The 22,911-nt window shown below is 73.5% G+C and carries 22 protein-coding genes; 12 read left to right on the top strand and 10 right to left on the bottom strand.

Going from position 1 to position 22,911, the window contains the following annotated elements:
* Window positions 1–45 precede the first annotated feature (45 nt).
* The 3 genes from ACIQG9_RS25060 (at window position 46) to ACIQG9_RS25050 (ending at window position 1,919) form a co-directional block, all read left to right on the top strand.
* Window positions 46–741, top strand: coding sequence for a hypothetical protein (locus ACIQG9_RS25060; RefSeq protein WP_400406820.1), 696 nt, complete (start codon window positions 46–48; stop codon window positions 739–741).
* On the top strand, window positions 738–1,550 hold the full coding sequence (locus tag ACIQG9_RS25055) for a nickel/cobalt transporter (RefSeq protein ID WP_400406818.1): 813 nt from the start codon (window positions 738–740) through the stop codon (window positions 1,548–1,550). The genes ACIQG9_RS25060 and ACIQG9_RS25055 overlap by 4 nt, the downstream gene beginning before the upstream one ends.
* A 63-nt stretch (window positions 1,551–1,613) precedes the next feature.
* On the top strand, window positions 1,614–1,919 hold the full coding sequence (locus ACIQG9_RS25050) for a TetR-like C-terminal domain-containing protein (protein ID WP_400406816.1): 306 nt from the start codon (window positions 1,614–1,616) through the stop codon (window positions 1,917–1,919).
* A gap of 86 nt (window positions 1,920–2,005) precedes the next feature.
* Here the strand turns inward: ACIQG9_RS25050 and ACIQG9_RS25045 are convergent, their stop codons facing one another.
* The gene (locus ACIQG9_RS25045) at window positions 2,006–2,695 is read right to left on the bottom strand and encodes a TetR/AcrR family transcriptional regulator C-terminal domain-containing protein (protein ID WP_400406814.1); all 690 of its coding nucleotides are present in this window, start codon (window positions 2,693–2,695) and stop codon (window positions 2,006–2,008) included.
* Window positions 2,696–2,823: 128 nt separating this feature from the next.
* Here ACIQG9_RS25045 and ACIQG9_RS25040 point away from each other — a divergent pair, with 128 nt between their 5' ends.
* On the top strand, window positions 2,824–3,540 hold the full coding sequence (locus ACIQG9_RS25040; RefSeq protein ID WP_400406812.1) for a DUF4386 domain-containing protein: 717 nt from the start codon (window positions 2,824–2,826) through the stop codon (window positions 3,538–3,540).
* Between the two features lie 43 nt (window positions 3,541–3,583).
* On the opposite strand, the gene ACIQG9_RS25035 is transcribed toward ACIQG9_RS25040, so the two are convergent.
* The 4 genes from ACIQG9_RS25035 to ACIQG9_RS25020 form a co-directional block, all read right to left on the bottom strand.
* Window positions 3,584–6,706 (bottom strand): helicase HerA domain-containing protein, encoded by a 3,123-nt coding sequence (locus ACIQG9_RS25035; protein ID WP_400406809.1) that lies wholly within the window; start codon window positions 6,704–6,706, stop codon window positions 3,584–3,586.
* A gap of 53 nt (window positions 6,707–6,759) precedes the next feature.
* Entirely contained in the window at window positions 6,760–7,407 is a 648-nt protein-coding gene (locus ACIQG9_RS25030) for a hypothetical protein (RefSeq protein WP_400406807.1), read from the bottom strand.
* The gene (locus tag ACIQG9_RS25025; protein ID WP_400406805.1) at window positions 7,394–8,419 is read right to left on the bottom strand and encodes an endonuclease domain-containing protein; all 1,026 of its coding nucleotides are present in this window, start codon (window positions 8,417–8,419) and stop codon (window positions 7,394–7,396) included. Before ACIQG9_RS25025 ends, ACIQG9_RS25030 begins: the two co-directional genes overlap by 14 nt.
* 403 nt (window positions 8,420–8,822) lie before the next feature.
* Entirely contained in the window at window positions 8,823–8,975 is a 153-nt protein-coding gene (locus ACIQG9_RS25020) for a hypothetical protein (protein ID WP_400406803.1), read from the bottom strand.
* 59 nt (window positions 8,976–9,034) lie between these two features.
* Here ACIQG9_RS25020 and ACIQG9_RS25015 point away from each other — a divergent pair, with 59 nt between their 5' ends.
* From ACIQG9_RS25015 to ACIQG9_RS25005, 3 genes are all read left to right on the top strand, one after another.
* Window positions 9,035–9,430 carry a hypothetical protein gene (locus ACIQG9_RS25015; protein WP_400406801.1) on the top strand — a complete coding sequence of 132 codons (396 nt, stop codon included), beginning with the start codon at window positions 9,035–9,037 and terminating at the stop codon, window positions 9,428–9,430.
* Between the two features lie 354 nt (window positions 9,431–9,784).
* The gene (locus ACIQG9_RS25010) at window positions 9,785–10,054 is read left to right on the top strand and encodes a hypothetical protein (protein WP_400406799.1); all 270 of its coding nucleotides are present in this window, start codon (window positions 9,785–9,787) and stop codon (window positions 10,052–10,054) included.
* On the top strand, window positions 10,054–11,091 hold the full coding sequence (locus ACIQG9_RS25005; RefSeq protein ID WP_400406797.1) for a hypothetical protein: 1,038 nt from the start codon (window positions 10,054–10,056) through the stop codon (window positions 11,089–11,091). Before ACIQG9_RS25010 ends, ACIQG9_RS25005 begins: the two co-directional genes overlap by 1 nt.
* A 191-nt stretch (window positions 11,092–11,282) precedes the next feature.
* On the opposite strand, the gene ACIQG9_RS25000 is transcribed toward ACIQG9_RS25005, so the two are convergent.
* Entirely contained in the window at window positions 11,283–12,452 is a 1,170-nt protein-coding gene (locus tag ACIQG9_RS25000) for an acyl-CoA dehydrogenase family protein (RefSeq protein WP_400406795.1), read from the bottom strand.
* A 102-nt stretch (window positions 12,453–12,554) separates the two neighbouring features.
* Entirely contained in the window at window positions 12,555–12,860 is a 306-nt protein-coding gene (locus tag ACIQG9_RS24995; protein ID WP_400406793.1) for an ArsR/SmtB family transcription factor, read from the bottom strand.
* Window positions 12,861–12,956: 96 nt separating this feature from the next.
* Here ACIQG9_RS24995 and ACIQG9_RS24990 point away from each other — a divergent pair, with 96 nt between their 5' ends.
* Complete coding sequence (locus ACIQG9_RS24990; protein WP_400406791.1) at window positions 12,957–13,886, top strand: LLM class F420-dependent oxidoreductase; 930 nt, start codon at window positions 12,957–12,959, stop codon at window positions 13,884–13,886.
* Between the two features lie 15 nt (window positions 13,887–13,901).
* On the opposite strand, the gene ACIQG9_RS24985 is transcribed toward ACIQG9_RS24990, so the two are convergent.
* Entirely contained in the window at window positions 13,902–14,099 is a 198-nt protein-coding gene (locus ACIQG9_RS24985) for a hypothetical protein (RefSeq protein WP_400406789.1), read from the bottom strand.
* An 81-nt stretch (window positions 14,100–14,180) separates the two neighbouring features.
* Between ACIQG9_RS24985 and ACIQG9_RS24980 the strand changes: the two genes are divergently transcribed.
* The 3 genes from ACIQG9_RS24980 (at window position 14,181) to ACIQG9_RS24970 (ending at window position 17,160) form a co-directional block, all read left to right on the top strand.
* Entirely contained in the window at window positions 14,181–14,903 is a 723-nt protein-coding gene (locus ACIQG9_RS24980; protein ID WP_400406787.1) for a hypothetical protein, read from the top strand.
* Window positions 14,904–14,931: 28 nt separating this feature from the next.
* Window positions 14,932–16,179, top strand: coding sequence for an FAD-binding protein (locus ACIQG9_RS24975; protein ID WP_400406784.1), 1,248 nt, complete (start codon window positions 14,932–14,934; stop codon window positions 16,177–16,179).
* A gap of 114 nt (window positions 16,180–16,293) precedes the next feature.
* On the top strand, window positions 16,294–17,160 hold the full coding sequence (locus tag ACIQG9_RS24970) for a helix-turn-helix domain-containing protein (protein ID WP_400406782.1): 867 nt from the start codon (window positions 16,294–16,296) through the stop codon (window positions 17,158–17,160).
* Here ACIQG9_RS24970 and ACIQG9_RS24965 read toward each other — a convergent pair.
* On the bottom strand, window positions 17,157–18,302 hold the full coding sequence (locus ACIQG9_RS24965) for a site-2 protease family protein (RefSeq protein ID WP_400406780.1): 1,146 nt from the start codon (window positions 18,300–18,302) through the stop codon (window positions 17,157–17,159). The genes ACIQG9_RS24970 and ACIQG9_RS24965 overlap by 4 nt on opposite strands.
* Window positions 18,303–18,461: 159 nt before the next feature.
* Between ACIQG9_RS24965 and pglW the strand changes: the two genes are divergently transcribed.
* Complete coding sequence (gene pglW / locus ACIQG9_RS24960; protein WP_400406778.1) at window positions 18,462–22,592, top strand: BREX system serine/threonine kinase PglW; 4,131 nt, start codon at window positions 18,462–18,464, stop codon at window positions 22,590–22,592.
* 35 nt (window positions 22,593–22,627) lie between these two features.
* On the opposite strand, the gene ACIQG9_RS24955 is transcribed toward pglW, so the two are convergent.
* Window positions 22,628–22,834, bottom strand: a complete 207-nt coding sequence (locus ACIQG9_RS24955; RefSeq protein WP_400406775.1) for a type II toxin-antitoxin system VapB family antitoxin — start codon at window positions 22,832–22,834, stop codon at window positions 22,628–22,630.
* Window positions 22,835–22,911 lie beyond the last annotated feature (77 nt).

Here is a 22,911-nt window from a genome sequence, read left to right as displayed (position 1 = left end):
GCACCGGCCGGCCCGCCCCGAGCCGGCACGAGCAGGGAGAAACACGTGAGGATCCGTACCCGGGTCCGGGCCGGCACGCCCCGGACCGGCGGCCGGTTGGTCGGCCTGCTGCTGGCCGGCGTCGCCGCGCTCGGCGCGGCCGTCGGTCCGGCCGCACCGGCCGCCGCCCACCCGTTCGGTCCGCCGTCCACCGCGGACATCAGCGTCGACGGGGCTCGGGTGACGCTGGTCTGGCAGGCCGCCGAGGACGACTGGGTGGCACTGGGCCAGTCGGCCGGCGCGTTCGAGGACCCCACCGCGGGCACCGTCGACACCGCGCTGACCGGAGAGCAGAAGCTGCAACGCTCGCCGGCGGTGCGGGAGTACCTGCTCCGGCACGTCGAGGTCGAGCAGGCCGACCGTTCCTGCGTGGCGGAGCTGCTGCCGCTGGAGCGGTTGCTGACCGAGGGCGCGCGGTTCCGTTTCGACTGCCCAGGGCCGGTCACCGAGGTCCGGCTCACGCTCAGCGCACTGACCGACCTGAACCCGGCGTACCGGACCATGGTCACCGCCAGGACTCCGATGACGCCGGCCCGGGCGCTGTTCACCGCCACCGGGAGCAGCCACGACCTGCGGGTCAACGCCACCGGCGGCGGCCGGCCCGGGGCGGTCACCGCGGTCGCCGCCGGGACCGGACTCGCGGCCGTCGGCGGCCTGGCCGTCCTGCTGGTACGTCGGCGGCGGGCGGGAGGTCGGCGGTGAACGGGCTGACCGGACTCGACGCCCGGCTGGTCGCGTTCTTCGACGGCGGTGTGGTCTTCTGGCTCGCCCTGCTGGTGGCGCTCGGCGTCGGGGCGGCGCACGCGGTGGCCCCCGGGCACGGCAAGAGCATCACCGCCGCGTACCTGGTCGGCACGCACGGTCGGTACCGGGACGCGGCGCGGCTCGGGGTGATCGTGGCGGTGATGCACACCTTCTCCGTGCTGGTCCTCGCGCTCGCCTGGGTCGGCGTCAGCGGGGTCGCCGGCCTGGGCACGGAGTCCGTCACGGGTTGGCTCCAGGCCCTCGCCGGACTGGTGGTGGTCGGGGTCGGGCTGCACCTGACCTACCGCCACCTGACCGGCCGCAGCCACAGCCACAGCCACGGCGACGGCCACAGTCACAGTCACAGTCACAGCGACGGTCACAGCCACGGTCACAGCCACAGCCACGGGTCGGCGTCCGACGGCGCGCCGACCGATCCGTGGTCCCGGCGGGGGCTCGTCGCGCTCGGCCTCTCCGGTGGGCTGTTGCCGTCGCCGTCGGCCTTCCTGGTCCTGGTCAGTGGGCTGCTCACCGGTCGGGCACCGTACGCGGTCCTGCTCGTCGCGGCCTTCGGTGTGGGGATGGCGGCGACGTTGACCGCGGTCGGTGTGATCACCGTCCGGGGGTACGCGCTGCTCGCCGGTCGCGCCCCGCGCTGGTCGCCGATCGCCAGGTTGGTGGCCTGGGCGCCGCTCGTCGCCGGCATCGCGGTGTCCACCGGCGGCTGTCTCTACCTGGTGGCCGCCCTGACCACGCTCACCACCTGATTCCGTCCACGACGCGGCGGCCAGCAGGGCGAAGGGTACGGCGGTGGGCCGGGTTCACCGCCCGTGGACGGTGGCGGGACGGTCGCCGAGTCGGCTGAGCTCCTCCCAGCCGTCGACCGCGAGCTGGCCGGCCTCTACCGGGAGCAGGTCGACCAGCCGCTCACCGAGGCCAAGCTCGCCCGGCTGCGCGCCGGGCAGCGCGCCGGCCAACTCCACCCCGACGCGGATCTCGCGCTGTGCCTCGACTTCCTCTACGCCCCGTTCACCCAACGGTGGCTGCACCGGGCCGGACCACTCGACCACACCTACGCCGACGCGCTGGTCGAGGCCACCCTGCGGGCGTTCGCCCCCACCACCCGTGGGTCGTGACGCTGGTCCTCCGGTCCTCGTCGGCGAACGGTAGGAACAGGCTCCGGGACCACCCGTGGAATCGCTGCCCGCCCGCCTCGGCCGCCTCAGCGGCGGGCCCGTTCGAGTCCGTCGAGGAGCAGGTCGAGGGTGAACTCGAACTCGACCTGGCTGTCGCACCAGCCGAGCGTGGGGTCGGCCGGGTCGTGGGCCTCGGCCGCGACCATCGCCGTCAGGTGCGGCAGCGCCTCGGCCATCGCGGCCAGCTCCGCCGCCGCGCCGTCGACATCGGTGTTCCCGCCCGCCCGCGCGGGACGGAAGACCTCCTGGGTGAACCCGAGGGCCAGGCTGCCGAACGCGTGCAGCGCCCGGTGGGCGAGGCGGTGGGAGAACCCGGCGCTGAGCAGGGTGGCCAGGATTCCGTCGTAGTAGGCGTACACGCCGGTGGGGATGGTCGGGCGTGAGCCGAGCAGCGCGGGCGCCCACGGGTGCCGCAGCATGACCTCGCGTGCGGCGAGGAACCGCCGCCGCAGCCCCGTACGCCAGTCGCCGCCGGTCCCGGTCACGGCGGCGCGGCCGACCGCGACGTCGATCTCACCGACGACGGTGTCGGCGAGGCCGTCGAGCAGACCCTCCTTGCCGGGCAGGTGGTGGTAGAGCGACATGGCCTCGACGCCGAGTTCGGCGGCGAGTCGGCGCATCGTCAGCGCCGGTATCCCCTCCGCGTCCGCGAGTGTCACCGCCGTGGCCAGGGCGCGCTCGCGGCTCAGCGGCTCCCGAGGGTTCTTCGTTCGCATCCGGATCCTGACCTCGTCCTCATCTTGCCCGGCCACCTTACGCTGTAAGGCAGGTGGTGCTTCCGGCCTGCCGGCATCGCGGGATGCGCGGCCCACCACCCCCGCGCGCACAGTCGAAGGAGCCCACCGTGCACCCACTGGTCCGCACCGCCCGCGCCACCGGCCTGCTCTATCTCGGGCTCGCCGTCACCGGCGCACTCGGCTTCCTGCTCATCCGGCCGCAGCTCTTCGTGGCCGGCGACGCCGCCGCGACCCTTGCCCGCCTGGTCGAGCACGAATCGCTCGCCCGCGCCGGGATCGTCCTCGAACTGCTCGTCGTGCTCACCCAGGCGCTCACCGCCGTCTGGTTCTACCGGCTGTTCCGCACGGTCGACACCGTCGCCGCCGGCAGCATCGCCGCCTTCGGCCTGGTCAACGCCATCGCGATCCTCGGCAGCGCCGCACTCCTCGCGACCGCGACCGAGGTCGCGCTCGCCCCGCTCGGTGACGCCGCGACGACCACCCAGCTTCTGTACCTCGTCAGCGGCAACCTGTGGACGGTGGGCGCACTGTTCTTCGGCCTGTGGCTGATCCCCATGGGCTGGTGCGTACACCGGTCGGGATGGATGCCCCGGGCCCTCGGCTGGACCCTCGTCGTGGGCGGCCTCGGCTACCTGCTCAGCGCGTTCACCGGATACCTCGCTCCCGGGGCGGGGGCGCTCGCCAGCGCCCTCACGGTCCCCGCGTCCGTGGGCGAGTTCTGGATGATCGGCTACCTGCTCGTCCGGGGCATCCGGCGGCAGGCGCTCCCCACCGGGCCGGATGCGGTGGCGGTCCCGCCGCTCGCGGCCGAGTCGCCCGCGTGACCGATCGCCCACCCGGCGGTCCGGGCCGGTCCACATCCGACCGTCACCGCCCGGCGCGCGCCCGGTCCAGTACCTCCTCGACCGTGAGCGGGCTGCGGGGGTGGTGGCTCAGGGAGAGTGGGGCGCGGATCTTCACCGGCGCGGCCCCCTCGGCGGCGAGGTAGAACTCGCCGGTGGTGAGCCGGGAGATGTCGGCGACGTCGCCGCCTTTCGCCTTCGCCATCTCGCGTGCGGCCTCGACCTGGATCGGGCTGTTGAGCCGTCCGTAGAGCTGGGTCGCCGCGTTTCCCGGGATCCGGTTGTGCAGCCCTTTCGGCGACTGCGTGGCGAAGATCAGGCCAAGACCGTACTTGCGGGCCTGTGCGGCCAGGGTCACCGTGCTGTGGGTGCAGGCGGTCATCGTGCCCGACGGGGCGAACGTCTGCGCCTCGTCCATGACCAGCAGCCCGAGCAGTGGCCGGTCGTGCGCCGGGTTCTTCCTGATCCAGGCGAAGAGAGCCATCTGTAGCTGGTTGACGAAGCTCTGTCGGGCTTCGTCGGAGGGCAGGCCGACGAGATTGACGACAGAGATCCGCGCCAGCATTCCCGGCGGTGGGGTGAGCAGCAGCCCCGGGTCCATCGGGCTGCCCTCTCCGCCGAACAGGGGATCGTTGACCATGGCCGCAGCCAACGACTGTGCCAGCCCGAGACCGATCTTGTCGGCGGCGTCGATGTCCACCAGCCCGTCGGGCAGATCGGCGAGGGTGTCGATCAGGCCCTGGACCCGGTTGCCGCCCCGCCGGCCATAGTGCTCGACGGCCTTGCGCAGCACCGCGAGACCCAGGTGGGCCTTGCTGGTACGACCGGTGAGTTGCGCCCGAGGGGCCAGCGACGCGACGGCGGTCTCGACCGCCTCGTGGAACTCGTCCGGGTCGTCGAGCACGCTGCGGAACTCCGGCAGCGGCTGGAGGCTCAGCGGACGACCGGAGGAACGGCGCGGGGTCCAGACGGCGACGTCGGTCCGAGCGAGATACTCCTTGGCCCGCTGCGCGTCTCCCGGGCCCCAGTCCGCTGGCGGCTGTGGCCACTCGTCGCCGAGCCGGGCCAGGTCGTTGTTGGGGTCGAGGACGATCGCGGAGACCCCCGCCAGGGCACACTCCTCCAGGATCCGGCGGATCAACACCGTCTTGCCGGAGCCCGAGCCGGCGAAGATGGTGGTGTGCTTCCGCAGCGCCTCAAGGGAGAGTTCCACGGGCGTGCCGCTGCCGTGGTCGTGCCCGACGACGAACGAGGGACCGGTTCGCCGAGGTCCCACCGCGCCGGGGTCGGCCCGGTTGTCGTCCGGCGCGACCGGGTCGGGGTCGGCTCGGCCCTCGCCTGGCTCGGCCGGGAGCCAGTCCGCGACGGTGCCGAGAGCGAGCCGCAACACAGTGAGGTCCCGGGTCGGCCGGCGGGCGATCAGCCACCCCTGGATGCCGGCCGGCGACTGGGCCAGCAGGACCTGGAGCGCCCCGAGAACCCGCAGGTCCTCGTCGTTCAGTGGCAGGGTCGCTCCTCCCGCCTGGACGAAGGCCCTGATCGCTTGCTGGGTCTTGGCGCCGGTGGACCACGCGCCGTTGCGCAGCAGGAAGAGCTTTCGCTTGGTCACCCGCTCGTCGAGGCCGGTCGCAGTGCATGCCTTCCGTAGCCGGGCTAGTGCGGCGACGGAGTGGTGCTCCTCGCTGATCGCCCGGAAGCACCAGTGGACCTGGTCCTCCGTGGCCTCGTCGAGGGTGAGCCGGAGCCGGGCGTGCAGCGGCGGTTGGGCGCTGGGGGGCGGGTCGACGCTGAACGCCCCGCCGGCCTCGCCACGCTCCATCACCCATGCCGCGAGACCTGCGGCGAGCAGGCTGGGGACGATGCTGTCCTCACTGTCGCGCCGCATCGGGCCGACGACGTCGACCTCGGTCTTCAGTCGCGCGAACCGGCTGTCGAGCCGGGCGAGGCTCTCGGTCGAGTCACCGGCGGGGACCGTGCCGGAACTGTGCGGCGTTGCGGCCGGCGGATCGCCGAGGTGCCTCAGCTCCCGAACCTCGCCGGCGACGAGGCAGGCCCGGATGTGCCGGTCGATGTTGATGAGCAACTGTCGCGGGGTCATCCCGCCGGCCTGGACGAAGGCGCTCGGATGCACCGGCCACGAGGGGTACGGGGGCACGAAGTCGACTTCCCGGAACCGGACCGAGAACCGCCGCTCGATGATCTCCCGAGCCAGGTCGGCGTTGTCGATGGTCGTGAGCCGGGGTGGCCTGCGAAAACGGTCGCTCACCGTGTCCACGGTCTGGCTGGTGATGATCGTCCACGAGGTGGGGAGGCAGGCGACCAGGGTGAGCGTGCGGCGGGTCACCTGTCGCAGCGACATCAGGCCGTCGGCGATGCGGGCGTGCACCGCCGCCTGCTCCGGGTCGTCCCGGACGTCCGGCCGGGCGTTCTCGGTGTCGCCGACGATCACGGACTGGGCGATCAGGGTGTCGATCTGGTCGACCGCGACGACGGATGGGCCGGTGAGGGCCAGCAGCCAGGAGAGTTCCTGGACGATCTGCTGCGCGGTCCGGGGAACGCGACGCATACCCCAGGCCGCTCGTTCCCCCTTCTCCTCCTCCTCGCCGGAGGCGAAGTAGTTCTCCGCGATGTCCCGGTGCGTGACGTCCTCCGACGCGCTCAGCGCGAGCGCCCGAGCGGTCTCCCGGCAGATGCGGGCCACATGGGGGTCGAATGCGGCCAGGCCCTCGACGAACGCGTCCAGGGCGGTCCGGGTCAGCTCGGTTTCACCCATGACCGCTCGCCGGGCGGCCCGGGGAGCACCGACCATCGAGGACAGCCCACGCAGCAGCAGACGGAGTTGGGTCTCGCCGCCGGGCACCGGACGGGACAGCCCGTCGAGCATGGCGGTGAGCACGCTGTCCCAGAAACCGTGCGCGTCGAGCAGACCGACCAGGAAGAAGTAGCCCCCCTGGTCCTGCACCTGCTGGCGGATCCAGCCCAGCAGATGGGTCTTTCCCGAGCCGCGTTGGCCCAGCAGCACGAGCCCGAGCGGGCTGCCGTCGGCGCTGTCCCGGGCGTCGGCGACACCATCGAGGACGTCGCGGACCACCGCGGTGTGCAGGCCCTCCACGTGGAAGGGTGACGGTCGCCAGACATCGTCGGGCACCGGCGCCCAGTTGAACCTGAGTGCCGCCAGGGCAGCGTGTTCCGCCTCTGTCATCACACCCCGATCGCCAGCAGGTGCTTGTCCTGACCACCGAGGCGCAGCGCCGCCACCAGGTCGTCCGGGGTCAGCATCTTCTGGTTGGACTCCGGGGCGATGTCGACGTCCGCCTCCCGTTCCAGTTGCCGCAGCGCCTCGTCGAGGTCAGCCGTGCTGACGTCGCCGAAGAACGGTCGCAGGCGGGTCAGGCTGACCCACGTTCCCGGCTCGGTGGCCAGCGCCGCATAGGTGACCCGGATCCGCCTCGCCAGGCTTCGCTGCTGGTCCGCCTGCGGTGCCGGCGTCCGCATCTCGGTCGACGCGAACATCTCGCCGAACGAGCGGTAGTCGCTACGGGCCATGATCCGGTCCCGCAGATTCCGGTGCAGGGCGACCAGTGCTCCGCCGATGGCCCGGGCACCCCGGGCGTCGAAGTCCAGGTCGCTCTGCACCCGCACCCAGCCTCCGTCCGCGAGCTGGTGCAGATACGTGCGGCCGATGCGGCGACTCTCGACGTACCCGAGCCTGTTGAGCTTGTCGCGATACTCCTTCCGGACGTCGACGTGGTAGCTCTCCCTGAGCTCGGTGTTGGTGATCTCGCGCGCCTCCGCCATCAGCACGACCAGGATCGCGCTCTCGCTCGGGGTGAGGTTATCGCCGGGCATGGAATCTTCCTTCCGCTGTGTCCCGCCGCCGGGCTCGGACCAGGGTGCCGATCTGGTGCACCACCGAGCCGACGTCGTGGCTGATCCGGGCATTGGTGAAGCGAAGGACGGCGTAGCCGTCCAACTGCAACTGGACGTCGCGCTGCCGGTCGGCCTCGAACCGGGCCGGACGGCAGTGCTCTGGCCCGTCCACTTCGACCACGCACCGCTCGGCGGGCCAGAGCAGATCGAGACAGACCGGTGCGCTGAGGGGGTGCGACTGGTGGTACTGGTTCCACATCCGACCCGTCGCCCAACTCTCGGCGGCCAGGGCGTTCTCAAGGGCCGTCTCGGCCGCGCTGCCAGGATGCGGCCGGCCCACCACGTCCGGCGGTGCGGTCGCCACCACCGGGGGACGGTCGCCCGGGGGCCCGTTGAGCGGTGCGCAGACCACCCGGTCCACCTGGCGCAGCGGCGTGCCGGCCAGCCAGACTCCCGCCCTGCCGTGGTGGGCCAACCACTCGGCACCCGCGACGACGGCTTGTTCGCCGGCCGCGGTGAGACCGGCGGGAACCTCGATCAGCAGACTGAGCCTGGGCCGACCGAAACCCTCCGCCACGACCCGGACCAGCCCGAGACACCGGATCTCCCGCGAGAACGTGTTGACGGACGGTCGCCTGTCGGAGAGTGCCACGGTGGCGAGCTGCGCGAGGAAGGGCGCGAAATGCGCGGTGCCGTGCGCCCGGCGGACGGCGGCGGCGCGGACGGCGGCCATGCCGAACGGATCAGAGCGGTGGATCTCGGCCGCCTCGGGAAGCCACCCGGGTAGCAGCGCGACCGCCACCCGTTCCAACTCGTCCAGAACCGCCCGGACGACGGCGGTCGGCGTCCGACAGGGGCCGGGGTCGAGTACGACGGCAGCCAGGCCCGCCACCCCCTGGGTGGCGGCTGCGGCGATCATGCCGGTGGGCACCCCGACGACCTGGACGACCCGATCGGCCGGCAGGCCCGCGAGCTGGCGGGCAAGGCTCATGCCGGGTCACCGGAACCGACCGGGCTGTTGTCGGCGGGCGGCGGTTCCGGTCGGAGCCGGGCGCGAGGAAGGTCCAGGAGGACGGCGGATTCCAGCGTTCTCAACCCTCCCGCAAGCCGCGTCGGACGAACCCGAACACACTACGAACCGCGCGTGGCCAGCGCCAGAGGCAGGAATGTCGCACTGGTCGACCGTCCGGCCGCCGCCCAGCCCCGTCCGGGGCCGTCCCGACCGCTCGACCGGTTGGTGTCCGCCCTGCTGGCAGGGGTTCCCGCCAGTCGGGGTGGCTGACCTACCGACCTGCGGGAGGGCTCCCGGTCAGTCGTGCTTCGGACACCTGGGCGTCAGCCTTCGGGGCCGGCCATCGCCAGTGCCCGCCGGCTCAGCGGCTCGACGTGTTCCGTCAGCTCCCGTACGGTCTGCCGTCCGCGCCGGCCACGGCGGCCAGCCGGTCGAGCGGCGCGGCGTGGTCGGACGTCAGCTTCAGGTAGCGCCGGGCGAACGTCCGTCCGTCGTCGTCGCCGGCACCGGCCTCGCCCCGCTGGCCGTCGACCACGACGATGGTGGGTACGGGTGCTCATGGCCCGAGGCGGTCCGGCCGGGAATGATCGGGGCGTGAACACGACGACGCGTGCGCGTACCCTCCTCGGCGGCCTGATCCTCGCGGCCGTGACCATCGGCACGTGGGCGGCCTGGCTGGGTTGGGAGAGCGGCTACGCGACCGACCCGGAGACCGGTGCGACCAGCGGCCCGTACGCGGTGTGGCAGGTGGTGGGCGCGGTGCTCACCCTGGCCGTGGTCGCCGCCGTCGCCGGGTGGCTGCTGAGCCCGCTGCTGGTGGCGCCGGTGATGACGGTGGCCTTCACCGCCGCCTGGGCCGGGCGCGCCGCGGCGACCGACGACTCCGGGCTGTGGGCGGTGGGGGCGGTCCTGGTCCTGGTCGGCACCGCCGTCGGCACCACCCTGGTCAGCCTCGGCGCCCACCTGACCCGCCGGCGTCGGGCCGGCTGACCGGGGCGGGCGGCACCGCAGCCGCCGGGCCGTCGCGGACCGGGCTGACGGATAGCCGACAGGACGCCGGGGGCCTGGGCGGAGCACTGTTTGTGCAGGTGGAGAGGTGCGGGTGCGGGCCACATCCGATTTTTCCGGCCCGGTGGGTGACAGGTCGTCGCCGGCTGAGCCGCCATCGCCGAGCCCGGCCGCCGTCGTCGTGGCGGACAACGGTCCGGCCGGTCCGACCGCGTCCCGGTCGCGCCGTCCCGGTCGCCGGGGACGCGGTGGGTGCCTGCGTCAGGACAACGACGTCACCACCCTCCGGTCGTCGACCCGCGGGTCCGACCGGGCCAGCACAAGAGGAGGGCCGCAATGGCCGCTCCCACCGTGACCGCCAGCCTCAACGCCTCGACCTACTCACCGGGCGACCAGATGACGCTCACCGTCAGCTACGCCGACCCGGACAACCGGCCCGTCACCGTGACCATCGTGGTGACCGACTCCCAGGGCAACCGCAGCGCCCCGGTCACGGTCGCCGCGGTGATCGATCCGCTCGCCGTCACCGTCGCCGACGACTCCGGTCGGACCTGGAGCACGGTCTCGGACACCGGCGCGGTGGCCGTGTACCGGGCGGTGGCGTGATGCCCCGCGTCACGGTGACGGTGCGTGACAACGGTGGGCGTACCGCCAGCGCCGCCGCCGACTTCACCGTCGCCCGGCCGGTGTGGGGCGGCTACTACCTCGCCGGCAACGCGGACCCCACGGCGGACCTGGTGGGCGGCAACTTCCGTTCGCTGACCCAGTACCGCAGTCTCGCCGACGGCTACACCTTCCCCGGCTACCAGAAGCCCTGGCTGCTGGCCCTGGGCGGCAAGGGGATCGCGGTCAACATGGTGCTGGAGCTGAAGGCGTACGGCAGCGCCACCACCGGGGCCCAGACGTTCACCGTCGACGGGGTGACCTGGACGGTGCCGGCCCCGGCGATGACCATCCAGCAGCGTCCGGGCACGACCTGGCCGAAGGCGTACGGCTACGGCCAGGTGCTCGCCGGCCAGTGCGACGGGCTGCTCGCGCGGGCCCTGTCGCAGTACCGGACGATGGGCTTCGGGGTGAACATCCAGCTCGCCGCCGAACTGGACACCGACCACGAGTTCGGCACCACCGAGTCCGGGGTGCCGTACACCTGGGCGGAGTCGGACGCCCGGTCGGTGCAGGCGATGACGTACGTCGTCAACTGGTTCAGGGCGCGTGGACTGCCGGCCGGCACCACCTTCTCGGTCGGCTCGGGTGGTTTCGACCGGGCCTGCTACCAGCGCACCCACCCGGAGGCGCTGATGTCCAGGCTGGACTTCCTCCAGTGGAACGTCTACGCCACCGACCCCGCGGACACCGCGTTGGGCCGGTTCCGCCGGACGAGGGACTGGGCGGTGGCCGACCTCGGGCCGGTGGCCCTCTCCCGTCCGGTGATCGTCGCCGAGTGGGGGGTGCGGGTCGCCGAGTTCCCCGACCAGGCCGCCTGGATCGCCACCGTGCCGCCGGCCATCGCCCAGCTCAACGCCGAGCGGGGACCCCGGATCGTGCGGACGAACTACTTCAACTCCGGCTGGGGCACGCTGTCGCCGAAGGCGACCGGGCTGGCCGCGCTCCGCGCCGCGTACCGGACCCGGCCGTACGGGTGACGGCGTGGGGCCGGGCGTCGGCCCCTCACCGACGCCCGGCCCTCCCGGTGCCGGACCCCTCCCCGGCCCCGGACCGCGCGCTGACCGTGCACCCCGCCCGGGTCCGTCAGCGGCGGTTCCCGGCCCGCCGGCCGAGGGGGCGCGGCTGCCCACCGGCCGTCCGGAGGAGACGGTGACCGGCGGGCGACCGGTCAGTAGGCCAGCTCCACCGGCCGACCGAGCAGCCGCGCGCCGTTGCTGGCCAGCCAGCCCTCGGCCGCCGCCGCGTGCTGGGCGAAGGTGTGGATGTCACGGAACCGGCGCTGGAGCACCGACGAGTCCCGGGCCGCCCCGCCGCCGGCGGCCCGGTAGCAGGTGTCCACCGCCGCCGCGCAGACCTCGGTCACCCAGGGCAGCGCGGCGGAGACCGTGGGGTGCAGGTCGGGGATCGCCGCCGGGTCGTCGGCGCAGGCGGCCCAGAGGTCGTCGGCGAGCGCGTGCAGCAGCGCCCGGGCCGCCCGGACGTTCAGGTCGGCCCGGCCGAGCCGTTCCCGCACGGCCGGCGAGTCGGCCAGCGGGGTACGGGCGTAGAGGCGCTGCCGACCGTCGGCCAGCAGGGCGGTGGTGTCGTCCAGGGCGCCTCGGGCGATGCCCACCGCGACCGCGCCCAGGTGCAGGACGAAGTGGACCAGCGGTGCGACGAACCCCGGCCCCGGCACGCACGGGGTCCCGGTGAACAGGTCGAAGCTCTGCTCCGCCGGGCAGAAGGCGTCGTCGACCAGCACGTCGTGGCTGCCGGTGCCGCGCAGGCCCAGCACCTGCCAGGTGTCCAGCACGGTCACCCGGGAGGCCGGGAAGAGCATCGACCGGGTCGCCGGGGGACGGCCGTCCTCGCCGGGCAGCGGTTGCCCGTCGACGGTCAGCAGGCAGTTGCCGAAGATCCAGTCGGCGTGCCGGGAACCGCTGGCGAACGCCCACCGCCCGTTGACCCGGTAGCCGCCGTCGGCCGGCTCGGCCCGTCCCTGCGGGGCGAAACCGCCGGCCACCACCACGTCCGGGCCGTCGGCGTAGAGCTTGTCGAAGCGCTCGCGGGGCAGCAGGGCCAGCAGGTGCGGGGTCTCCGCGCCGATCATCACGGTCCACCCGGTGGACCCGTCGGCCCGGGCCAGCGTCTCCAGCACCGTCAGGCCGGTACGCAGGTCCGCGTCGTACCCGCCGTGCTCCCGTGGGACGAACATCCGGAAGCAGCCGGCGGCGCGCAGCGCGTCGAGCAGGTCGGCGGGGATCTCCCGGGCCTGCTCGATCTCGCCAGCCCGAGCGGTCAGCTCCGGCGCCAGCCGGCGTACGGCGTGGAGCAGGTCGGCGCGCTGCCGGTCGTCCATCGGGCCTCCTCGGTCACGGTGTCGGTTCACCCTGGACGACGGGGTGTCCCGACCGCCAGGGACATCGGCACCGACCGGCCGGGACATCGCGCCGGGTCCGGGTCACTCCTGGTCGAGCTGGCGTCCCCGGGTGTCCAGGTGGGTGGTCCACATCCGCCGGTACGGCTCCAGCCAGCCGTCCACCGCGCGGAACGCGCGGACGTCGAGACGGTAGATGCGGTGCTGCGCCGCCGGCCGGCAGGCGACGAAACCGGCCTCGCGGAGCACCCTGAGGTGCTTGGAGACGGCCGGTTGGCTCACCCCCAGCGCGTCGACCAGCTCACTGACGCTGCGCTCGGCGTGCCGGAGCGTGTCGAGGATCTGGCGGCGGGTCGGGTCGGCCAGGACGGTGAAGGCGTCGACGGGCACCACCGCAATATGCTCCTCAGGGGATAATTCTGTCAAAGAGTACGTCAGGAGTTGGCACCGGGCGCGGGCCGCCGGCCGGCTCCCTATGCTCGGGGCATGGAACTGCGGATCTTCACCGAACCCCAGCAGGGCGCCAGCTACGAGGAGCTGCTCGCCGTGGCCCGCACCGCCGAGGACGCCGGCTACGGGGCGTTCTTCCGGTCCGACCACTACCTGGCGATGGGTGCGGTGTCCGGTGAGCCCGGCCCGACCGACGCCTGGACCACCCTGGCCGGGCTGGCCCGGGAGACCTCCCGGATCCGGCTCGGCACGCTGATGACCGCCGCCACCTTCCGGCTGCCCGGCCCGCTCGCCATCACCGTCGCGCAGGTCGACCAGATGAGCGGCGGCCGGATCGAGCTGGGCATCGGCGCCGGCTGGTACGCCGACGAGCACACCGCGTACGGCATCCCGTTCCCGTCGGTGGGGGAGCGTTTCGACCGGCTGGAGGAGCAGCTCGCCGTCGTCACCGGGCTGTGGGAGACGCCGGCCGGCAAGACCTTCGACCACGCCGGGCGGTACTACCCGGTCAGCAACTCCCCGGCGTTGCCCAAGCCGGTGCAGCAGCCCCGCCCGCCGATCCTGCTCGGCGGCATGGGCCCCCGGCGTACCCCACGGCTGGCCGCCCGGTACGCCGACGAGTTCAACGTCCCCTTCGCCTCGGTCGAGGACACCGTGACGCAGTTCGACCGGGTCCGCGCGGCCTGCGCGGCGGTCGGCCGCGACCCGGGCACCATGCGCTGGTCCAACGCGCTGGTGCTCTGCTGCGGCCGGGACGACGCCGAGCTGGCCCGGCGGGCCGCCGCGATCGGCCGGGAACCCGCCGAGCTGCGGGAGAACGGCCTCGCCGGCACCCCGGCCGAAGTGGTCGACACGATCGGCCGGTACGCCGCCGCCGGCAGCGAGCGGATCTACCTCCAGGTGCTCGACCTGGCCGACCTGGACCACCTGGAGCTGGTCGCCGCCGAGGTGATGCCCCGGCTGTGACGGTGGCCGGCGCGGTCAGCGGACCCGATCCGTGCCGCCCGGCTCAGGCAGCACCGTGTCCGGGCGGCCGTCCCGGTCACTGTCCGGCATGGTCGGCTCCGGGTACGCCGCCGGTGGGTCGCTCGCCGGCTCCAGGCCGACCCCCGTCGGGTCGATCTCCTCTTCCGACGGGTAGACGTCACCGTGCAGGATGGGGTCGCGGTAGCTGCTCATCGAGCCATGATTCCCCGGGGAATCCGACGTCAACCGTGCCGGACGGCGCAGCGGACCGCTCTCACGGACGGGGGAGACGACGTGGAGCTGCATCGGGAACCGGGGCGGCAGGTGCTGCCGGCGGTCTGCGTCCTCGCCGGGGTCGTCCTGCTCGCGGTCGGCGGCGGGCTGCTGCGCACGCTGGTCGCGGTCGGCGGCATCGCGCTCGGGGTCGTCGGCCTGGTCGGCACCCTGCGACCGTTCCGGTTCGTCATCGACGCGGAGGGCCTGACCGTCCGCTCGCGCGGCCTGCGCCGCAGGTTCGGCTGGGCCGAGCTGGACCTGGTGGTGCTGGACCGTCCGCCGCCCGGCACCGGAGCGCCCCGGCTGCTCGCGGTGCCCGCTCCCGGCACCACCGCCGGGCTGCCGTTGGGTGCCCGGTTCGACGGCCGGCCGGCGATCGAACTGCTCGACCTGGCCCACGTCCGGGAGAGCCCGGAGAAGATCGCGGCGGCGCTGGCCGGGCACGCGGGCGGCCGGTTCCGCGACGCGCGACGCGACGACGGATTCCCGGTCCCCGACTTCACCACCGTGCTGCGCGGGTACAGTCCCGACGTGGTGAGACCGCTGGTGGACCGCGCCCGGGCGGCACTCGACTCGGGCGACCCGGCGCAGCGCCGGGCGGCCCGTGCCGAGCTGACCGAGGCCCGCGCGACCGGCCTGCCGGTCGCCCTGCGCGGCTACGACGTGGTGCAGGTGGACGAGACGCTGACGGCCCTGCACGCGGCGCTGGCCGCCGAACCGACCGACCGGGCCGTGTCGTGACCGCCGCACCGGCCGACCGGGCCACCTCGTGACCGCTGTCGCGCGGCGCAACTGGGCCGGCAACGTCCGCTACGCCGCCCGCGCCTTCTACCGCCCGACCTCGGTGGACGAGTTGCGCCGGCTGGTCGCCGGCAGCGACCGGCTCCGGGCGGTCGGCAGCGGCCACTCCTTCAACCGGCTCGGCGACACCACCGGTGACCTGGTCTCGCTGGCCGGGCTGCCGCCCACCGTCGAGATCGACCGGGAACGCGGCACGGTCACCGTCGCCGCCGCGCTGCGCTACGGGGACGTGGCGACCCGGCTGCACGCCGAGGGGCTGGCCCTGGCGAACCTCGCCTCGCTGCCGCACATCTCGGTCGCCGGGGCGGTGGCCACCGGCACCCACGGCTCCGGGGACGGTAACCGTAACCTGGCCGCCGCGGTGGCCGGACTGGAACTGGTCACCGCCGACGGTGACCTGCGCACCGTGGGCCGGGCCGACGGCGACCGGTTCGCCGGCATGGTGGTGTCCCTCGGCGCGCTCGGCGTCGTCACCCGGGTCACCCTGGAAGTGGTGCCGACCTTCGCCGTCCGGCAGTACGTCCGGCAGGACCTGCCCGCCGCGTCCCTGGACGCGGCGTTCGCCTCGGCGTACAGCGTCAGCGGCTTCACCTCCTGGCGGTCGTCCCGGATCGACCAGGTGTGGCGCAAGCAACTCGCCGACCGGCCGCCGCCGGAACAGGACTGGCTCGGCACCACCCCGGCCGACCGGCCGGCGCATCCGGTGCCCGGCATGGACCCGGTCAACTGCACGCCGCAGCTCGGTGAGCCCGGCCCCTGGCACGAGCGGCTGCCGCACTTCCGGCTGGGCTTCACCCCGAGCAGCGGCGACGAGTTGCAGTCCGAGTACCACCTGCCCCGCGCGGCGGCGGCCGGAGCGCTGGCCGCGCTGGACGGCATCCGGGACCGGATCGCCACCGTGCTCCAGGTCTGCGAGCTGCGCACCGTCGCCGCCGACGAGCTGTGGCTCAGCCCCAACCAGGGGCGGGACACGCTAGCCGTCCACTTCACCTGGACCGACGACGCGGCGGCGGTGGAGCGGGTGGTCGCCGAGGTGGAGGCGCGGCTCGCCCCGTTCGCCCCCCGCCCGCACTGGGGCAAGGTCTTCACCCTCGACCCGGCCACGGTGGCCGCCGCCTACCCCCGGTACGCCGACTTCACCGCCCTGCTGACCGAGTGGGATCCGACCGGCACGTTCCGCACCGAGCGGTTGGACCGCTACTTCCCCCGCGCCTGACCCACCCACCGCAGCATCCCCGGCCCGGTCACCCCGACCGCAGCGGGCACCGGAAGTCGGGTCTGGCCGTTCCCGGCTGCCTAGCGTGGAGTACGCAAACAGGAAGGAGACCAGGTGCTGGAACGGCTGAACGACGCCCTGGCGCACGTCGAGCGCCACCTCGACGAACCGGTCGAAGTGGCCGACCTGGCGCGGATCGCGCTCACCTCGGAGTACCACCTGCGGCGGCTCTTCTCGGCGCTGGCCGGGATGCCGCTGTCGGAGTACGTCCGCCGGCGGCGGCTCACCGTCGCCGCGGCCGAGGTGCTGGCCGGCGAGCGGACGCTGCTCGACGTCGCCGTCCGCCACGGGTACGGCTCCACCGAGGCGTTCACCCGGGCGTTCCGGGCGATGCACGGGGTCGGACCGGGCGAGGCGCGGCGCACCGGGGCCGCGCTGAACTCCCAGCAACGGTTGTCCTTCCGGCTCGTCGTCGAAGGGAGTGGCAGTATGCGATACCGGATGGTGGAGAAGCCGGCGTTCCGGCTGGTCGGCCGGCGGGCCCGGGTGCCCCTGGTGCACCAGGGGATGAACCCGGCGATCGTGGAGTTCGTCCGCAGCGTCGACCAGGAGACGGCGGCCCGGATCGCCGCCCTGTCCGACCAGGAGCCGGCCGGGATCGTCAACGTCAGCGACGGGCTCGGTGACGACCGGTCCGAGGGGGTCGAACTGGACTACTGGTACGGCGCGGTGACCGGGGCGGACGCCCCGGACGACCTCGACTCGACCGAGGTGCCGGCGGGGACGTGGGCGGTCTTCGAGACCTCCGGCGAGTTCCCGGCGGCCGTGCAGTACCTGTGGCGGGACGTGTTCACCCAGTGGTTCCCGTCGAACCCGTACCGCAGCCGGCCGGGACCGGAGATCTCCCGTACCCGGATCTCCGCGGACGGCACCCACGCGGACGCCGAGCTGTGGGTGCCGGTGGAGCGGGTCGCCGGCTAGCCGCGCCCGCCACCGGCGAACTGGTCGCGGAGGCTGCCGCGCTGCACCGCGCGGCTGATGTCGCTGGGCGAGACGATGCCGACCAACTGCTGGTCGGTCACCACCAGCGCCCGGCCGTCGGCGCACTCACCGAGCCGGGGGAGCAGGTCGTTGAGCTGCTCCTCCGGCCGGGCCAGCACCAGCTCGTCGGCCCGGCAGGCCACCTCGGCCAGGGTGGTGGTGGCGCGTCGGTCGGCCGGGATGCCGCGTACCCGGTCCAGGGTGACCAGGCCGACCGGCCGGCCGTCCTCGGTCAGCGGCAGCGCCGTGTGCCGGTAGGCGAAGAGGTAGTGGTCGACGAAGTCGGCGACGGTCATCTCCGCCGAGGCGGTCTGCGGCTGCGGGGTCATCACGTCGCCCACCCGGACGCCGGACAGCGCGCTGCCCATCCGGGCCTGGCGTTGCTCCACCCCGGCCGCGCCGATCAGGAACCAGCCGATCAGCGCCAGCCAGAGCCCACCCACCCCGAAGCCGGTCAGGAACTGCCAGATCCCGACGCCGATCAGCAGGACGCCGAGAACCCAGCCGGCGCGGGCGGCCACCACCGACGCCTTCGTCCGGTCACCGGTGGCCTTCCAGACCGCGGCACGCAGCAGCCGGCCGCCGTCCAGCGGGGCGGCCGGCAGGACGTTGAAGACCGCCAGCAGCACGTTGATGCCGGCCAGCCAGGCCAGCGAGCCGAGCAGTAGCCCGTGCCCACCGGCGAGGGAGACCACCACCGCGATCGCGCCGAAGAAGAGCCCGATCAGCAGGCTCACCAGTGGCCCGACCCCGGCGATCCGCAGCTCGGCCCCCGGGTCCCGGGCCTCGCCCTTCAACTGGGAGACCCCGCCGAACAGCCACAGGGTGATCCCCTCGACGGCGATCCCGTTGCGCTTGGCGACCACCGCGTGGGCGACCTCGTGGGCCAGCAGGCCCACGAAGAAGACCACCGCCGCGGCCAGGCCGGCCAGCACGTACGCCCAGGTGGGTCGGTCCGGGTACGACCGGGGAAACTGGTTGGCCGACAGTGCCCACGCGATCAGCAGGAAGATGACCAGGACGCTCCAGTTGACCCCGACGGGTACGCCCGCGATCCGGCCAAGCCGGAAGCTCGCCCTCATGCCCTCGGCATACCCCGTGCGACGTCCGTCATGCCGGGAGTGCCGTGTGCCTGTGGAAGTGCCGGCCGCGTCAGCGATGACATGGGCGGACGGCGGACCGGTATGGTGCGGTGGCTGAGCCGTGAACATGGGTGCTGCCAGAGATGGAGGGGTCGGTGCATGCGTGAGGATTCGCCGCGCTGGGAGCAGATCAACGCCAGCTCCTACGTCCACGAGCAGGACGGGCTGCGGGACCTGGCGAGCTACCTGCCCGACGCGGACCCTTACCATGTGTGGGCGAATGTCGAGTTCGTCGGTGCCGACGGGACGATAAACGAGGTCGACGCCCTGGTGCTCACCCCGAGCGGGTTGTACGTGCTGGAGTTGAAGCACTGGCGGGGCGAGATCCGGGGCGACGGCACCCAGTGGGTACGGCGGATGGACAACAGCCGGCTCATTCCGGAGGACAACCCCTACATTCTGGCCAATCGGAAGGCGAAGCGGCTGGCCAGCCTGATCCGCTACTACGCCCGGCAGCACGGCCAGGAGGCCGAGGCCCCCTACGTCGGAGCGGCGGTGTTCCTGCACGCCCGAGGGATGCGGGCGAGCCTGGACGCGATCGGCGGGCAGCACGTCTACGGCCTGCACGGGCACGACTCGGGGCTGCCCAGCCTCAAACAGGCGCTGACCGCCCCGGCGCGTAACCCGGCGCACCGGGTGGACGCGGCGCGGGGCAGACAGATCGTCGAGCTGGTACGAGGCGCCAAGATCCGGCCGTCGGTGGCGGACCGCAAGGTCGGCCAGCTCCTGCTGTACCCGAAGCCGTTCGCGGAGGGCCTCGGCTGGCAGGACTTCCTGGCCGGGCATGTGCTCGACACCTCGCTGGTGCGCCGGGTCCGGTTCTATCTGACCAGCCGGGCCGCCGAGCACGAGGTGCCGGCGATCCGTAAGGCGGCCGAGCGGGAGTTCCGGCTCTTGCAGGGCATCCACCACCCCGGCGTGGCGCGGGCGCACGACCTGGTCGAGCACCCGTGGGGACCGGCGGTCGTCTTCGACCACCAGCCGGACCGGGTACGCCTCGACCAGTGGCTGCTGCGCCGTGGCGACACGTTGACGCTGGCCCAGCGGTTGCAGTTGGTGCAGGATCTCGCCGAGATCATCGACTACGCGCATTCGCGCCGGTTGGCCCACCGGGCACTCGCCCCTCGGGCCATCTACGTGGGCGAGCCGGACGGTTCCCGTCCGACGCTGGTGGTGACCGACTGGCAGACCGGTGGGCGGTTGGCCGGCAGCACCCAGCTCACCCGGCTCGGCCCGTCGAGCGACCCGGCCAGCCTGGAGTTGTTCTTCGACGACGAGGTGCGGCGTTATCAGGCGCCGGAGGCGGGGGGTGCCGCCCGGCTGCCCGGTCATCAGCTCGACGTGTTCTCCCTCGGCGCGCTGGCCTACCGGATCTTCGCCGGGGTGGTGCCCGCCGCGACCCCGGAGGAGTTGGTCGACGCGGTCCGCGACAGCGGCCTGCACCTCGATGCGGCAGTCGACGGCATGCCGGACACGTTGGTGACACTGGTGTACGACGCGACCCGGGGCGATCCCGCGCAGCGGCTCGCCGGGGTGTCGGACTTCCGTGCCGGCCTGGAGAAGGTCTGGGAGGAGCTGACCGCCCCCGAGCAGGATCCGGTGGCCGATCCGCTCGCCGCCCACCGGGGTGACCTGCTCGACGGCGGTCTGGAGGTGAAGGACCGGCTCGGCTCCGGTGCCACCGCCGTCGCGTTGCTGGTCAGCAGGGCCGGGGAAGCCCGGGAACTGGTGTTGAAGGTGGCCCGCGACGAGCAGCACGAGGAGCGGTTGACGGCGGAGGCGCGTACCCTCGCGGGGTTGAAGCATCCCCAGGTGGCCGCGCTGGTGGACGGCCCGGTGCGGGTCGGCGGCCGGACGGCCCTGTTGATGGAGAGCGCTGGCTCGCGGACCCTCGCCGAGGAACTGCGCGGGGGTCGGCTCGCGCTGGACCTGCTGGAGCGGTACGGACGGGACCTGCTCGACATCGTCGACTTCCTGGACGGCCAGGGCGTCTGGCACCGGGATCTGAAGCCGGCGAACCTGGCCGCCCGGCCCCGACCGAAGGACAAGCAGCCGCACCTGTGTGTCTTCGACTTCTCGTTGTCGTCGACGCCGGCCGACCAGCTCGCCGCCGGTACGGTCGGCTACATCGACCCGTTCCTCGGCTCCGCGCGGCGGTTGCGTTACGACGCGGCGGCGGAGCGGTTCGCCGCCGCCGTGGTGCTCCACGAGATGGCCACCGGGACGCTGCCCCGCTGGGGTGACAACGCGAACCCGGCGGTGATCAGCGACGAGGTGACCCTCGATCCGGCGGCGTTCGATCCGGCGGTCGCCGACCGGCTGGTGGAGTTCTTCGCCCGTGCACTGGCTCGGGACGCGGCGGCCCGGTTCGACACCGTCGACGAGATGACCGACGCCTGGCGGGCCATCTTCCAGCAGGTCCCGCAGCCGGCCGTGACGCCGGTCGGGCCGGTGCCGGCGGCGGTGGGGCTGACCCGTGGGTCGCCGCTGGAGGCCACCGAGCTGACCGCTCGGGCCCGCTCGGCCCTGGAACGGCTGGGCCTGCACACCGTCGGCGACCTGCTGGACGCCGAGCCGTCGAGGCTGACCCGGGCGAAGGGGGTGCCGGACGCCACCCGCAAGGAGATTCTCGCCCAGGCGCGGGCGCTGCGGGCCGTGCTGCCGGGAGCCGGCGAGCCGGCGGTCGCCGAGGAACAGCCGCTGGCCCAGGGCGTCGAGGCACTCTGCGCGACACTCCTGCCCGCCACGACGTCCCGTAATCACCGGGCACTGGCGGTGCTGCTCGGGCAGGCACCCACCGCCGACGGCACATTCCTGTGCTGGCCGGCGCAGACGGAGGCCGCCCGGGCCACCGACCGGACCCAACCGCAGGTGTCCAAGCTGCTCAGCACGCAGGCCCGCACCTGGCTGGGCCTGCCGGCGCTGGTGGCGGTGCGCAACGAGATCGTGGCGCTGCTCGATGCCCGGGGCGCGGTGATGTCGGCCGAGGAACTGGCCCAGGCACTGATCGCCGCGAGGGGCTCCTACACGTCCGCGCCGAAGCGGCTGCCGCAGGCGGTCGGGCTGGTGCGCGCCGCCGTCGAGGCCGAGCTGAGCACCGGCGGTGACGCCCGGGTGGCCATGCACCGGTTCCGGACGTCGGGCACCGTCCTGGTCGGCCGGGAGCCGGACGATCCGGCGTCCGCGGTGACCGCCGCCGACTTCCTCGGGTACGTGGTGGAGTTGGGTGGCCGGGCCGCCGAGCTGGCCGCCGCCGATCCGCTGCCGACCCGGCAACGCGCCGTCGAGGAGTTGCGCCGGCTGCCGGTGCCGGCGGGGATGCCGGCGGTGGCCGACCTGCGGCTGTTGCAGCTCGCGGCGGCCGGGAGCAACGACCGGGTGGACGTCAACCCGCAGGGGCAGCTCTATCCGGTGGGGATGCCGGCGGAGCGGGCGCTGCGGCTGTCGGTGGGCAGCCTGATCGGCCAGCGGCTCGGTGCCCAGCAGCTCCGTGACCGGGTGCACAGCCGCTTCCCCCGGGCAGAACGGGTGCCCGACCGACCCACGCTGACCGACCTGCTCAAGACCGCCGAGGTGCCGCTGACCTGGCATTCGAACGACCGGGTGTACGGCCCGAAGCTCACCGCGGCGTCGGTGACCGGTACCCGGACCGGCACCGAACACGCGCCGTTGCTCGGGCTCACCGCCGTGGACGAGGTGGGCGACCGGCTGGCCTCGGCGCTCGACCGGCGGGCCTTCCTGGCGGTGCTGGCGCCGTGGCGTCGGCTCGCCCCGGCCCGGCGGGCGCTGCTGGCCCGGCTGCCGGTGACCGAGGTGGACGTCACGGCGATCCTGCTGGAGCGGCTGCGCACGCTGGGCTTCCCGTGGGAGGCGATCCTGGCGGCCGACAACGGCGTGCCGCTGGACGCGGATTTCCGCAGCCTGGTGGATCTCGTCCGGCATCAGGTGGTCCCGGCGATCGGCGCGGCGATCGACGCCGCCGACGGGCCGGTGCTGATCACCGAGGCCGCACCGCTGGCCCGGTACGGGCAGCTCGGGCTGCTCCAGCAGTTGGCCGATCCGACCCGGCCCCGCCCGGCGGCCCGGCTGCTGCTGGTGCCGGCCCGCCGGCTGGACCCGGCGGTGCTGGACGGGGTGCAGTTGCCGCTGACCTCCCCGGCCAGCCAGGCGCTCTGGCTCGCCGACGAGTGGATCGAAACGGCGGGGGAGATGGGGTCGAGGGTCCGCTGATCAATCCGCGGTGTCGAGGAGGTAGGACGCCCGACTCACGCTGCGTCCGGCGTCGCCGCGGGCTGCCCGGTCAGGCCGGGCAGCCCGCCGCTCTTGAGCCAGTCGGCGAACTCCCGCCGCTTCTGCCGGTCGACGGCTGCTTTCAAGGCGGCGTCGACGGTGGCCTTTCTGGTAGTGGTGCCGAAGATCTTCGCTGCCGTGACCAGCAGTTCGTCGTCGATGTCGATGATGGTGCGGGACACGGGGTCTCCTCGTCTGCCGGCCCGAGTGACGGTATCAAGTTCATGCTGATTCGATAGCAAGCCAAGTTTGGAATCGT

It is taken from the genome of Micromonospora sp. NPDC092111, assembly GCF_044755745.1.
Taxonomy (GTDB): Bacteria; Actinomycetota; Actinomycetes; order Mycobacteriales; family Micromonosporaceae; genus Micromonospora.
The sequence above is the reverse complement of the archived record's forward strand: the minus strand, read 5'-3'. Positions and strand labels throughout refer to the sequence as shown.